This is a genomic window from Pseudomonas sp. LBUM1646, from assembly GCF_059716165.1.
In genome coordinates this window covers 2,923,245-2,936,911 of the sequence record NZ_CP166810.1, presented here as the reverse complement: position 1 = coordinate 2,936,911, position 13,667 = coordinate 2,923,245, and the positions used below count along the sequence as shown (strand labels likewise).

Here is a 13,667-nt window from a genome sequence, read left to right as displayed (position 1 = left end):
CCGAAGGCTGCGATCTTTTGGCGTCTGTGAAGACACCGCTAGAACAAGATCAAAAGATCGCAGCCTCGTTTCACTCGACAGCTCCTACACAGCTCCTACACATCTCCTACAGGGGGATTGGGTGTATCGGTTAGGTAGCGCCGAGCAGCAAGTCTTGTTCGCGCTCACACAACTCCACCACGTAATCCCACAACACCCGCAACCTCACCGACTTATGCAACTCCCGCCGCGTGCTAATCCAGTAGCTGCGCTGAATGCTCTCATCCGGCAGTAACGGCACCAATTGCGGATCAGCACTGGCCATATAACAAGGCAACACCGCAATCCCCAACCCCGAACGCGCCGCCTGTTGCTGGGCGATGACGCTGGTGCTGTGGAATACGACTTGGGGGTTGCGGCAGAAGCTGTTGAGGAACATCAGTTCCTGGCTGAACAGCAGGTCGTCGACGTAGCCGATCCAGGCGTGGCGGCCGAGGTCTTCGCGGCTGTGCAGCGGTGGCGCCTGGTCGAGGTAGGCCTGGCTGGCGTAGAGCGCCAGGCGATAGTCGGTGAGTTTGCGCGTGACGAGCATGTCGGCGGCCGGGCGTTCGAGGTGGATGCTGATCTCGGCTTCGCGGTTGAGGATGCTGACAAAGCGCGGCACGGCGACCAGCTCCACTTCGAGGCCAGGGTAACGTTCGAACAGGCCGTTCATGCGGCTGGCGAGGAACATGATGCCCAAGCCTTCGGTCACGCCGACGCGGATTTTGCCCAGCGGCGCAGTGGATTGGGTGATTTCTTCCTGGGCTAATAGCGCCACATTTTCCATGGCTTCGGCGTGTTTGAGCAGCGCTTCGCCGGCCGGGGTCAGTTGATAGCCCTGGGCGTGCTGCACGAACAGCGCGGTGCCGAGGCTCTTTTCAATCGCCTCGATGTGCCGGGCCACGGTGGCGTGGGTGGTGTTCAAGCGGCGGGCGGCGGTGAGCAAGCGGCCGCTGCGCTGCAATTCGAGAAAAAACCGTAGGTCGTTCCAATCGAACATCATGCTTCCTTAGGGCTACGCTGTCTGAAAACGCACAGCGGCTGCGCAAAAACTAACATTCTTTTGACGAAAGCTAACAACTAGGATGAGCCACAACAAGAACAACAATACGAGGTCAGGGATGCAGACTTCCCTTGATGAATACGATTACATCGTGGTCGGCGCCGGGCCGGCCGGGTGTTTGTTGGCCAATCGATTGTCGACCAACCCGCAACATCGGGTGCTGCTGCTCGAGGCCGGCGGGCGCGATAACTACCCGTGGATTCATATCCCCGTGGGTTACCTGTTCTGCATCGGTAATCCACGCACCGACTGGTGCTTCAAGACCGAAGCGCAACCGGGTCTGCAAGGTCGCACACTCAGCTATCCACGGGGCAAAGTGCTCGGCGGCTGTTCCTCGATTAACGGCATGATTTACATGCGTGGCCAGGCAGGCGATTACGATGGCTGGGCGGCGGACGGCAACCCGGGCTGGGCCTGGAAAGACGTGCTGCCGCTGTTCAAGCAAAGCGAAAACCATTTTGCCGGCGACTCGGAATTTCACGGCGCCGCCGGGGAATGGCGGATTGAACGCCAGCGGCTGTCGTGGCCGATTCTGGATGCGTTTCGCAGCGCCGCCGAGCAAAGCGGTATTGCCAGCATCGATGACTTCAACCAGGGTAATAACGAAGGTTGCGGCTACTTTCAGGTCAACCAGAAGGCCGGGATTCGCTGGAACGCGGCCAAGGCGTTTCTCAAACCGATCCGTAATCGCGCCAATCTCACTGTTTTGACCGACGTCGAAGTCGACCGTGTGTTGCTGGAAAACGGTCGTGCTTCTGCGGTCATCACTCGTTGGCAAGGCCAGGCGAAAACCTTCAAGGCGCGCAAGGAAATCGTGTTGTGCGCCGGCTCCGTCGGTTCGCCGAGCATCCTGCAACGCTCCGGGATCGGCCCGCGACCCTTGCTGCAACGTTTGGGGATCGGCGTGGTGCATGAGCTGCCGGGGGTTGGCGGCAATTTGCAGGATCACCTGCAACTGCGGCTGATCTACAAACTGGAAAACGCCCGCACCCTGAACCAGATCGCCGGCAGTGTGTGGGGCAAGATGGGCATGGGCTTGCGTTATCTGTATGACCGCAGCGGGCCGTTGTCCATGGCGCCGAGTCAGTTGGGCGCGTTTGCGCGGTCGGGGCCGGAGCAGGCTTCGGCGAACCTTGAATACCATGTGCAGCCGTTGTCGCTGGAGCGATTTGGCGAGCCGTTGCATGCGTTTCCTGCGTTTACGGCGTCGGTGTGTGATCTACGGCCGCAGAGCCGTGGGCGGGTTGAGATTCGAAGTGCCGATCCGCAGGAAGCGCCGCTGATTCAGCCCAACTATTTGAGTCATCCTGAGGATTTACGGGTCGCGGCGGATGCCATTCGCCTGACCCGGCGCATCGTTGCTGCACCGGCCCTGGCTGCGTTCAAACCGGTCGAGTATTTGCCCGGTGACAGTTTGCAGAGTGAAGAACAATTGCATGAAGCGGCTGCCCGGATCGGCACGACGATTTTCCATCCGGTGGGTACTTGCCGCATGGGTAATGACGCGGATGCAGTGGTTGATGCGCAGCTCAACGTACATGGCATTCCCGGCCTGCGCATCGCCGATGCGTCGATCATGCCGCGCATCACCTCGGGTAATACGTGTTCGCCTACGCTGATGATTGCCGAGAAGGCGGCGCAGTTGATTCTTAACCCCGGCACAAGGAGTGTCACCCCGGAGAAGGAACTGCTGAGTAACGCTTGAATCACACCTGTACACGGTCAATGTGGGAGCTGGCGCAGCCTGCGATCTTTTGATCTTGATCCTTCGGTGACTGAACCGGCGCCAGGATCAAAAGATCGCAGTCTTCGGTAGCGCCTACAGGGATTGGGGGGTCACCGAAAGATCGATGCAGGTAGCATCGAATTGACAGTAGCGGCACTGGCCCAAAAGGCCGGCGCCGACAGTGGAACAACAAAAACAATCACTGTGAGGGATACCGATATGTCAGAACACGTTCAGCCCCTGGAAGCCACGCGCAGCGCGGGCGTCAGCAGCGGCACCAAGAAAGTCATCTTCGCCTCGTCCCTGGGGACGGTGTTCGAGTGGTATGACTTTTTCCTGTATGGCGCCCTCGCGGCGGTGATCAGCAAGCAGTTCTTTGCCGGGGTCAACGACACCACGGCGTTTATCTTCGCGCTCATGGCGTTTGCCGCCGGCTTCATCGTGCGGCCGTTTGGTGCGCTGGTGTTCGGTCGGTTGGGGGACATGATCGGGCGTAAATACACCTTCCTCGCGACCATCGTGCTCATGGGCCTGGCGACGTTCTGTGTCGGGTTGCTACCGACCTACGCCAGCATCGGCATTGCCGCGCCGATCATCCTGGTGGTGCTGCGCATGCTCCAGGGCCTGGCCCTCGGTGGCGAATACGGCGGCGCCGCGACCTACGTGGCGGAACATGCGCCGATGGGTAAACGCGGCTTCCACACCAGCTGGATTCAATCCACCGCGACCCTCGGCCTGTTGCTGTCATTGCTGGTGGTGCTCGGTTGCCGTTACTTCACCGGCGACCAGTTTGAAGTCTGGGGCTGGCGCATTCCGTTTCTGTTTTCCATCGTGCTGCTGGGCATCTCGACCTGGATTCGCCTGAGCCTGCACGAGTCGCCGGCTTTCGTGAAAATGAAAGAGGAAGGCAAGCTGTGCAAACAGCCACTGCGTGATTCCTTCGGCAAATGGGAAAACCTCAAAGTCGTGCTGATCGCCCTGTTCAGCATCAACGCCGGGCAAGCGGTGACCTTCTATGCGGCGCAGTTCTACGTGCTGTTCTTCCTCACCCAGTTCCTGAAAATGGACCCGGCGCTGGCCAACAGTTTGCTGATCGTCAGCGTGATCATTGGCGCACCGTTCTTTATCTTTTTCGGCTGGCTGTCGGACAAGGTCGGGCGCAAACCGGTGCTGATGATCGGCCTGCTGCTGGCGACCGCGCTGTACTTTCCGATCTTCAAATCCATCGCCCACTACGCCAACCCGGCGGTCGACCAGGCCCGCCAACAGGCGCCGATCACCGTACTGGCCGACCCGGCCACCTGCACCTTCCAGTTCGACCCGGTGGGCAAGGCGAAATTTGATAGCCCGTGCGACAAGGTCAAGACCTTTCTGGTCAAGCAGGGCCTGCCTTACACCAGCGTCGCCGCCCCGGCCGGCAGCGGCGTGCAAGTCAGCGTCGGTGACGTGAAAATCGATGGCTACGACGAAGCAGCCCTGCGTGGCGCGGTGACCCTGGCGGGCTATCCGTCGCAAGCCGACACCCAGCAGGTCAACAAAACCATGATCGTGGCGCTGATGGTCGTGCTGATCATCATCTCCGCCATGTGCTACGGCCCGCTGGCGGCGCTGATGGTCGAACTGTTCCCGACACGCATCCGCTACACCTCGATGTCCCTGCCCTACCACATCGGCAATGGCTGGTTCGGCGGGTTCCTGCCGACGGTGTCGTTTGCGTTGGTGGTGTACACCGGGGACATCTTCTATGGGCTGTGGTACCCGGTGGTGATTACCGGGGTCAGTTTGATTGTGGGGCTGATCTGTTTGCGCGAGACCAAGAACGTGGATCTGGATACCAACTGACGGGCGCAGCCGAAAAAAGGAGTCCGGGAAAAACCGTGCAACTCATTAAACACCCCTCTCGATGGGGTGTTTTTTTGTTCGGAAAATCCCCTTCAGAAACCATCCTGTGTGTATCGGCAAAGGGTTAGGTATGATGCGCGCCCTTCCGGGGTGAACTCAGCCTGATTTTCGCGGTCCCTTCGTTCGCCGAAGACACATTCTGAATAACTGAAAATTCGGAACGCTTTTCAGGACGGATCCCACATCATTTCCTTTGCCGCTTTGTTAGCCTGCGGTGAAATTCAAGCTTGTTCAGGCCAGGAATGGCTTGGGCTTCGCATTTTGTCTCCCCTCTCCGCTTAAGGATAAGCGTATGTTCGCGCCGGCCAATGCTGCGCACTTCACGTTACTGATCCCCTCTGTTCGCAACGACTTCAAGGTACTGGCCTTTCACGGCACTGAAGCGATGAGCACCCTGTACGCGATCCAGGTGGAACTCGTCAGTGAGTCCCCTGATTTCGATCTGGAAAGTCTGCTCAGTCAGCCGGCTTTCCTTCAGTTCGGCCTGGATGGCGAAGGTATTCATGGGCGTATCGAAGACGTTTTTGTGGGTGAGGCCGGTAAGCGCCTGACCCGTTATCAACTGACGTTGGTGCCCGCGCTGCACTATTTGCAGTTCAGCCACAACCAACGGATTTTCCAGCACCTGACGGTGCCGCAAATCATCGCCCAGGTGCTCGATGGATACGGCATTCAGGCCGATGCATATACCTTTCATGTCAGCACCAGCCCTGAGCGCGAATACTGCACCCAGTACGGTGAAAGCGATTTCGAGTTCATCCAGCGCTTGTGCAGTGAGGCTGGGATTTCGTGGCACCACCAACACAGCGAGGATGGCCACCAACTGGTGTTCACCGACGACCAGACCTACTTCCCCAAACTGGGGGACGTGCCGTATCAGCAAGGCGCTGGCCTGGCGGCAGATCACCCGGTCGTCAGCCAGTTCTCCATGCGCTTCAGTACCCGCACCAGCACCGCCACGCGCCGAGACTACGATTTCCAACGCCCAAGCCTGTTGCTGGAAAGCCAACTGGCGGTCGAGGCCACGCCGGTGCTGGAGGATTACGGCTATCCGTTGCTGATCGAAAATGAAAAGCTCGGCAAACAGTTTGCCCGGCAAGCTTTGGAACGACACCGTAGCGACTATCAGTTGGCCGAGGGTAAAAGCGATCAGCCGTTCCTGCGCAGCGGCCACTTCTTTAACCTGATCGAACACCCGCGAGCGCAGTGCAACGAGTTGTGGCTGTTGCTCAGCGTAACGCACGAGGGCAAGCAACCTCAGTCACTGGAGGAATCAATCACCAGCGACGTCAAACCCGAAGACGGGTTTACCCAAGGTTACCGCAACAGCTTCCGCGCGATTCCCTGGGACGTGTTCTACCGCCCACCGCTGGTCACGCGTAAATCGGTGCTGGTCAGCCAGACAGCCCGTGTCACCGGTCCAGCGGGGGAAGAAATATTTTGCGACGAGTACGGACGCGTCAAGGTCGAGTTCCACTGGGATCGCGCCGAACTTGGCAGCGACAAGAGCAGTTGCTGGCTACGCGTGTCCTCCAGCTGGGCGGGAGATAGTTTCGGTTCGGTGACCATCCCGCGGATCGGCATGGAAGTGGTGGTGACTTACCTGGAAGGTAATCCCGACAATCCATTGATTACCGGTTGCGTGCCTAACAAAGTCACGCCGGTGCCCTACCCCTTGCCCGCGAACAAAACCAAAACAGTCCTGCGTAGCCACAGCTCGCCCGCCAGTGGCGGCTACAACGAGCTGTCGATTGAAGACCGCAGCGGCCAGGAGCTGATCTACCTGCGTGCTCAACGTGATATGGAGCAAAAGGTCGAGCATGACAGTCGATTGGAAGTCGGAAATGAGCGCCGGGAAACCATTAAGGGCAACAGTATTTCGGTGCTGGAGGCGGAAGAGCAGCGTACTGTCACGGCTGATCGTAAGGTCCAGCTCAAGGCTAACGACCACTTACAGGTCGCCAACAGCAGCCATACCCGCGTCGGCCAAACACTGGTGGTCGAGGCAGGCCAGCAAGTGCACCTCAAAGCCGGGGCCAATCTGATTCTTGATGCCGGCGCCAGCATTACCTTGAAAGCCGGTGGCCAACACATCGTGATTGGTCCCGGAGGTATTTTCAGTAGCACCGAGATTAAAATCGGCGGTGCGCCTGCGGGGGGAACGGCCGCCAATCCGTTGTTGCCGGGCGTACTGACAGCCCTGGCGACCCCGGCGGCACTGCCGGTAATGGCCCCGACACAACTCGCGTTGATGGCAGCGAGCAAAGTGAAAGGCGCTGACTACTGCCCACTTTGCGAGGCCTGTAAAAACGGTCTTTGCCTGCCCAAAGGAATGACATCATGACGGCTGCCCTCCCTCGGCAATGGATGACCGATCAACTAAAACTCAACCATGTCCTGTGCCTGATTCTGGACTCGGAAGGCGAACTCGACGTTCGCCAGGCCTGGTTGAGCAACCGTGATCCTGATCAGCATCGCAGTGTGTACAGCGAGACTCAGGTCAGCGATTTAGCGGACGCAGGGCCTTTCATATTCCTCATCGACAAGCCTGACGATGAGCGCATCAAAGAACTGCTCCAGGAGCCCGAGCGTAATTGGGGCTGGCTGGCGAGCATTCGCAAAGATGAGCTGTCGGCACTGACCCGCCACTGGCGTGAGCGCGTGATTATCGGCACGCGACCCAACCAGGCGCTGTACCGTTTCCACGACAATCGAGTCCTGACCCGTGCCTTGGGGCATATCCCCGAAGAGGCCCGCCCTGGGTACCTGGGGCCGGCGATCAGTGTGTGTTATTGGCAGGGCTCGCATTGGGAAGTCACCCATAACCCTGTGCCCGGTGAACATCCGGTTCCTGCCGATCCGGCCTGGCTGAACGTTCCGGCACCGGCGAGCCAGTCGAGGGAAATTCTGCATGCCAACGTCTATCGCTATCTGTGGGAAGAACACAGCGACGATCTGATGCGACTCGGCGAGCGCCAAGACCCAAGCGCCTGGCTCACAGAACAACTCTCGCAAGTTGAGCAATGGGGATGGTCTGAGCCTGAGCAAGTGCATTTTCTGGTCATGAACAAACTCCATGAAACCGAGCCGCCCATCATAAAAAACTGGTTGCCCCATGCCGGTGAAACACCGCAGGTTCACTACGAACGGCTTTTTAATGAGGTGAAATTCTGGTCAGGAGAACACCTGGCATGAGGCACGCAAGACGCTTTACTCAGCGTTTGCGAGCCTTGTTTGTCTGCGCACTCGCGGTGACGGCGTCGGGCTGCTCAATGGTGCAGACTGAGCGCTTTACCTTCCAGGCCGATATGCCGGAAAACTTCACCATCAGTCCGATGGCGTATTACGCGTCGGCCTCCGGCGAGTCGTGTTCCAGGCATTACCTTATCCAAAGTGAACCACCCAAAGGAGTGCGTCCGGTTGAGTTCAAGCTGCCGCTGACGGACACCGTGAAGGGTTGTTCAATGGTTCTGACAAAGGTGGTGCTGCATATCGAAGGACAGTGGGGTAAGCGTGAGCTGGACATGAGCCTGCAGACTGCCGGTTTATCAATTCGTAATGAGCCTTCGGAAACGGTTCGCTCTTTTCCCGTTTCGGGGCCTCTGGTCTTTCAGGGGCAGTGCCAGTGGATGTTTCGCACGGTGGGGCCCTATCGCTACATCATCAAAATACTAGAGTGCCGGGCGCTCGACGCGAATGGCGTCGTGCAAAAGAGTCTGGCAGGGGCAGCGTTGCAGCGCGATCAGTTAGTGGGCAAAACCGTGAAGTTTGTGCTGACGGAGGCGAAAGAAGAATGGCCTTATTTTGGGCGGTCATGGCTAGAAACACCCAAGGGTTGGAAGCCTTGTATCGAAACGAAAGAAACATTCCGCTGCCAAACCACTCCGGTGTTTACCAATTTCAAAATGCCTGATGGACGTGACTGCACCGTCTACCCCAACTGCACCGAATAAGGAAATTAAAGGATGAATTCAAATAAACCCATGCCAAAGAGGACTTTCTGCATGTTGCAAGCACGACGCTTTACTCCCCGCCTCCTGCGAGCCTTGTTTGTCAGCGCAATGGCGGTGACGGCGTCGGGCTGTTCAATGGCGCAGACAGAGAGCTTTACCTTCCAGGCCGACGCGCCGGAGAACTTCACCATCAGTCCGATGGCGTATTACGAGTCGGCCTCCGGTGAGTCGTGTTCCGGGCATAACCGTATCGAAAGTGAACAACCCAAGGGAGTGCGTCCGGCTGAGTTCAAGCTGCCGCTGACGGACACCGCGAAGGGTTGTTCAATGGTTTTGAAAAAGGTGGTGCTGAATATCAAAGGACAGTGGGGCAAACGTGAGCTGGACATGGATTCGGTCTCGGCCGGTTTAACAATTCGTGATGAGCCGTCAGAAACGGCTCCTTCGTTACCTATGTCGGACCCTCTGGTCTTTCAGCGCCAGTGCCAGTGGTTGTTTCGCACGATGGGGCCATATCGCTACATCGTCAAAATCCTGCAGTGCCGGGCGCCCGACACGAATGGAGTCGCGCAAAAAAGCCTGCCGGGCGCAGCGTTGCAGCGCAATCAGTTAGCGGGTAAAACCGTGAAGTTTGTGATTAGTGTCGCGGATAAGGAGAAGCCTTATTACAACGGATGGTGGCTCGAGACTCCCAATGGCTGGAAGGCCTGTACTGGTTTGTGGGGAACCAACAACGAGGAGCCCTGCGCCAAGCCATATAAGTTCATCAAGTCTTTCAAGATGCCCGATGGACGTGACTGTACCGTCTACCCCAACTGTACCGAATAAGGACATCAAAGGATGAGTTCGTATAAACCCATGGAAGATGGGGACACGCCGGCTTTTAGCGGCAAAATGTATAAATGCCCAAACAACGAGCACTGGGTTAGTTTTCAGTTAGTGGATGAGTTCGGTGATGGCAAACCCTATGGAGGTCTTGCCTATACTCTTCAGGACAGCGCAGAACAAAAATATACTGGGGTACTGGACGCGGAAGGGTTTGCCAAAATTGAAAACTGTTATCGAGGACCCGTTGTATTAATGTTGGATTATCCGCATATAGGCACTACCAAGCTTTATCGGCGCCTGATGGATAGAGAATTTTACCCACTCCCTATCACCGAACTCCAAGTCCGCGCCGAACAAACTCGTTTCTTTCACCAAGACGGTTTTCCTGTCGACCATAACCCCGCAAAAAAAGCAGGAGACAAATTCATCCAGGTAGAGGTGCGGGACCTGGTCAAGCAAAGCGCACACTTACCTCCACCCGTTGACCGTAAGTATCCGCCGGAAGACCTCGCAGCAAGAGCGCTTGATGAGCTGGGATTTGGTCCAGAACCGTTATCCAAATTTGGTGTCGGGCTGCTGTCGAAGCGGCACACGCTCCTACAGGTGCGCCCACTACGTGCTTTCAGGCCCCTGCTCTCAACCGATAATGACTTCAGTGCACTCAACCTTTACCAACTCGCGATCATGGCGGATTTGAGTTATTCCAATTTTGGTCAAGTTCCCGTTAAAACCCCCGAGAGTCCTGTGTACTTCCCGGATGATCCCAGCGTCGGACATTTTTTTGCCAATGCGCTTTCAAACTTTCGAGAGAGCTGGAAGGTCGACAGTTCACAGTCATCGGTTCATCGTTACTTCCCAGTGTATGAAGAAGTTCCTTACTCGAAGCGCTTTGAGATTTTGCCGTTTGACCCAACGGTGTACGAGCAGAACAAACCCGGCGTAGACCAGGAACACCCCGGCAACCTGCATAATTTTGATGACGCCAATGAGTGTTGGGTTAGCGGAAAGAGCACGCAGGCGTTCATCACCCATCATGATGAGATCATACTGATCGCTATCCGTGGAACATTGGAGTTGTCCGATTGGTGGCGTGACGCAGATGCGGCACAAGTTCCTTTCATAGAGGGTAAAGGAAAGGTCCATCACGGCTTTTACGATGCGTACAAAGCACTGAAGAGTTTTATTCAACGTTACTTAGTCCGATTCCATGTCGACCAAAAAATCATTATCAGTGGTCATAGTCTTGGCGGCGCTATTGCATTGCTATTGGCGGAAGCATTGCGATCTGATGAAACCATGAAATACAACGTCCTCCTCTACACCTACGGATCACCACGCGTGGGTGATGCCACATTCGTCGCCGCTGCCGAGCCGCTGGCGCATCACAGGATGGTGAACAACAACGACATGATTCCCGGTGTCCCGGCGCCTTGGATGAACGCTCGCCGCTCCATCTGGATTCCCGGGCTTGCGGCGCTTTTTATTACCAATCCTGTTTTAGGTATTTTGATCTTTGCCGTCGGCCTGGTTCGTATTGGTGGTGATCCTTACGAGCACCACGGTACGTTGCATCACTTCATGCCCGTGGATTTTACCGGGCAGGACGAGTCGGCGATTCTCTGGGATCCGGGTTGTGCCTCTGTGGAAGAGGCCGCCTGCACTCGCGCTCTCGCCAAAGATGGCGACCTGCCGTTCCGTGGTGGTTTCATCGATCAAGCCATGAGTCTAGGTGACCACAGCATACCGGGGTCCTACATCCCGTTTTCCTGGGCGACCTTGCGACGTTGGCAGCAAACTCAGGAAACGGGCGGGACGGTGGTCACTGAAGGTGAATTCGAACTGGTGGCGACCGCATTGGAGACGATGCGTGGCAAGGTGCAGTTTCGAGGTAAGCAAACAAAGGAATCCCTGCGCTACAAAAACAATGATCCCGAGTATGTACAGACTGTTAATGAGCTGAACGCTGAGTCGCAAAAACTTTTTGATTCGGTGAAACGGCTGGAAAGGGAAAAAGCACGTCGTCTGACGCTTGTAAATGTATATGGCAGCGCTGCGCAATCTCCCAATCTCGAAGCCGCCCTCCGTCGCTGGAAGGCTCAGCGGGAGAACACCCTCAAGGGTCAGTACGCAATGATCCCGCAGCAGAACGATGGCGACCTGATGTATGCCTCTCGCAGCGGTATGCCTCATACGCTGGACATCGATTCTATTGTTTAATGGGCCAGCCTACTGGTTTGCGCGTGGAACATGCTCAAGCCAGTAGCGTCTTGATATGAGCGATTTGACGCAACCCACCGCCCCGCCACTCCCCAGACCGAGGCCCCATGATCATTTCATCCGCATCTGACTACCGCGAGGCAGCACGCCGCAAACTTCCCCGATTCCTGTTCGATTACATCGATGGCGGCGCCTATGCCGAGCACACGCTGCGGGCCAACAGTGCCGACCTGACCGGCATCAGCCTGCGTCAGCGCATTTTGAAAAACGTCGAAACCCTGAGCCTTGAAACCACCCTCTTCAACCAACCCCTGGCCATGCCGATCATCCTCGCGCCGGTCGGCCTGACGGGCATGTTTGCCCGCCGAGGTGAAGTGCAGGCGGTGCGTGCAGCGGAAAACAAAGGCATTCCGCTGTGCCTGTCCACGGTGTCGGTGTGTTCGATCGAGGAAGTCTCGGCGCAAAGCCAGCAATCCATCTGGTTTCAGCTGTACGTGTTGAAAGACCGCGGCTTTATGAAAAACGCCCTTGAACGGGCGAAGGCCGCCGGGGTGAAGAACCTGGTGTTTACCGTCGACATGCCGACGCCCGGCGCGCGATATCGGGATGCGCATTCGGGGATGTCCGGTCCTTTCGCTTCGTCACGGCGAATGTTGCAGGCGATGACCCGGCCCGATTGGGCGTTGAACGTTGGCCTCATGGGGCGGCCGCATGACCTGGGCAATATTTCGGCCTACCTGGGCCAAGCCGTCACGCTCGAAGACTACATGGGCTGGCTGGCGAAGAACTTCGACCCGTCGATCAGTTGGGCCGATCTGCAGTGGATTCGTGATTTCTGGGACGGTCCGATGATCATCAAAGGCATTCTCGACCCGCAGGATGCAAAAGATGCGGTGAGCTTTGGCGCGGATGGCATCGTCGTGTCGAACCACGGCGGGCGGCAGCTGGATGGTGTGCTGTCCACCACTAAGGCCTTGCCGGCGATCATGCAAGCCATCGGTGATGATCTGACCGTGTTGGTCGACTCGGGGATTCGCTCGGGGCTGGATGTGGTGCGAATGTTGGCGCTGGGGGCGAAAGGTGTATTGCTGGGGCGTTCGATGGCGTATGCGCTGGCGGCGGATGGTCAGCGCGGGGTGGAAAACATGCTGGATATTTTCGCCAGGGAAATGCGCGTGGCCATGACGTTGACCGGGGTGACTTCGATTGCGCAGATTGATGAATCGACGTTGGTAAGCGCTGTCCGGTAGTGAAGATCGTTCCCACGCTCCGCGTGGGAATGCAGCCCGGGACGCTCTGCGTCCCTTCCCGGAGCTGGAACGCAGAGCGTCCCTTGAGGCATTCCCACGCGGAGCGTGGGGACGATCATTGCGCCGTAGCCTGCCGATACTGGCGCGGCGTAAACCCGGTCAATGCCTTGAACTGGCGGATGAAGATCGTTCCCACGCTCCGCGTGGGAATGCAGCCCGGGACGCTCTGCGTCCCTTCCCGGAGCTGGAATGCAGAGCGTCCCTTGAGGCATTCCCACGCGGAGCGTGGGGACGATCATTGCGCCGTAGCCTGCCGATACTGGCGCGGCGTAAATCCGGTCAAGGCTTTGAACTGGCGGATGAAGATCGTTCCCACGCTCTGCGTGGGAATGCAGCCCGGGACGCTCTGCGTCCCTTCCCGGAGCTGGAATGCAGAGCGTCCCTTGAGGCATTCCCACGCGGAGCGTGGGGACGATCATTGTGCCGTAGCCTGCCGATACTGACGCGGCGTAAATCCGGTCAAGGCCTTGAACGGGCGGATGAAGATCGTTCCCACGCTCCGCGTGGGAATGCAGCCCGGGACGCTCTGCGTCCCTTCCCGGAGCTGGAATGCAGAGCGTCCCTTGAGGCATTCCCACGCGGAGCGTGGGGACGATCATTGCGCCGTAGCCTGCCGATACTGGCGCGGCGTAAATCCGGTCAAGGCC

The 13,667-nt window shown here is 57.5% G+C and carries 9 protein-coding genes; 8 read left to right on the top strand and 1 reads right to left on the bottom strand.

Annotation, left to right across the window (positions count from 1 at the left end; all coding sequences use genetic code 11):
- Positions 1-130: 130 nt before the first annotated feature.
- Positions 131-1,021 (bottom strand): LysR family transcriptional regulator, encoded by an 891-nt coding sequence (locus ACA071_RS13560; protein WP_497644813.1) that lies wholly within the window; start codon positions 1,019-1,021, stop codon positions 131-133.
- Between the two features lie 121 nt (positions 1,022-1,142).
- Between ACA071_RS13560 and ACA071_RS13555 the strand changes: the two genes are divergently transcribed.
- The 8 genes from ACA071_RS13555 to lldD all read left to right on the top strand — a co-directional run bounded on the left by ACA071_RS13555 (position 1,143) and on the right by lldD (position 12,960).
- Entirely contained in the window at positions 1,143-2,789 is a 1,647-nt protein-coding gene (locus ACA071_RS13555; RefSeq protein ID WP_497644812.1) for a GMC family oxidoreductase, read from the top strand.
- A 240-nt stretch (positions 2,790-3,029) separates the two neighbouring features.
- Positions 3,030-4,652 (top strand): MFS transporter, encoded by a 1,623-nt coding sequence (locus ACA071_RS13550; protein WP_497644811.1) that lies wholly within the window; start codon positions 3,030-3,032, stop codon positions 4,650-4,652.
- 352 nt (positions 4,653-5,004) lie between these two features.
- Positions 5,005-7,056 carry a type VI secretion system Vgr family protein gene (locus tag ACA071_RS13545; protein ID WP_497644810.1) on the top strand — a complete coding sequence of 684 codons (2,052 nt, stop codon included), beginning with the start codon at positions 5,005-5,007 and terminating at the stop codon, positions 7,054-7,056.
- A complete protein-coding gene (locus ACA071_RS13540) occupies positions 7,053-7,907 on the top strand; it encodes a DUF4123 domain-containing protein (protein ID WP_497644809.1) in 855 nt (284 codons plus the stop codon). The genes ACA071_RS13545 and ACA071_RS13540 overlap by 4 nt, the downstream gene beginning before the upstream one ends.
- On the top strand, positions 7,904-8,665 hold the full coding sequence (locus ACA071_RS13535; protein ID WP_497644808.1) for a hypothetical protein: 762 nt from the start codon (positions 7,904-7,906) through the stop codon (positions 8,663-8,665). Before ACA071_RS13540 ends, ACA071_RS13535 begins: the two co-directional genes overlap by 4 nt.
- Positions 8,666-8,716: 51 nt before the next feature.
- Positions 8,717-9,493, top strand: coding sequence for a hypothetical protein (locus tag ACA071_RS13530; RefSeq protein WP_497644807.1), 777 nt, complete (start codon positions 8,717-8,719; stop codon positions 9,491-9,493).
- Between the two features lie 12 nt (positions 9,494-9,505).
- Positions 9,506-11,710 (top strand): lipase family protein, encoded by a 2,205-nt coding sequence (locus ACA071_RS13525; protein WP_497644806.1) that lies wholly within the window; start codon positions 9,506-9,508, stop codon positions 11,708-11,710.
- A gap of 107 nt (positions 11,711-11,817) precedes the next feature.
- Positions 11,818-12,960, top strand: coding sequence for an FMN-dependent L-lactate dehydrogenase LldD (gene lldD, locus ACA071_RS13520; protein ID WP_497644805.1), 1,143 nt, complete (start codon positions 11,818-11,820; stop codon positions 12,958-12,960).
- Positions 12,961-13,667 lie beyond the last annotated feature (707 nt).

Excerpts from the sequence above, each read along its gene's own strand:
- ACA071_RS13560 (WP_497644813.1), bottom strand. The coding sequence starts at position 1,021 with ATGTTCGATTGGAACGACCTACGGTTTTTTCTCGAATTGCAGCGCAGC.
- ACA071_RS13555 (WP_497644812.1), top strand. The coding sequence starts at position 1,143 with ATGCAGACTTCCCTTGATGAATACGATTACATCGTGGTCGGCGCCGGG.
- ACA071_RS13550 (WP_497644811.1), top strand. The coding sequence starts at position 3,030 with ATGTCAGAACACGTTCAGCCCCTGGAAGCCACGCGCAGCGCGGGCGTC.
- ACA071_RS13545 (WP_497644810.1), top strand. The coding sequence starts at position 5,005 with ATGTTCGCGCCGGCCAATGCTGCGCACTTCACGTTACTGATCCCCTCT.
- ACA071_RS13540 (WP_497644809.1), top strand. The coding sequence starts at position 7,053 with ATGACGGCTGCCCTCCCTCGGCAATGGATGACCGATCAACTAAAACTC.
- ACA071_RS13535 (WP_497644808.1), top strand. The coding sequence starts at position 7,904 with ATGAGGCACGCAAGACGCTTTACTCAGCGTTTGCGAGCCTTGTTTGTC.
- ACA071_RS13530 (WP_497644807.1), top strand. The coding sequence starts at position 8,717 with ATGTTGCAAGCACGACGCTTTACTCCCCGCCTCCTGCGAGCCTTGTTT.
- ACA071_RS13525 (WP_497644806.1), top strand. The coding sequence starts at position 9,506 with ATGAGTTCGTATAAACCCATGGAAGATGGGGACACGCCGGCTTTTAGC.
- lldD (WP_497644805.1), top strand. The coding sequence starts at position 11,818 with ATGATCATTTCATCCGCATCTGACTACCGCGAGGCAGCACGCCGCAAA.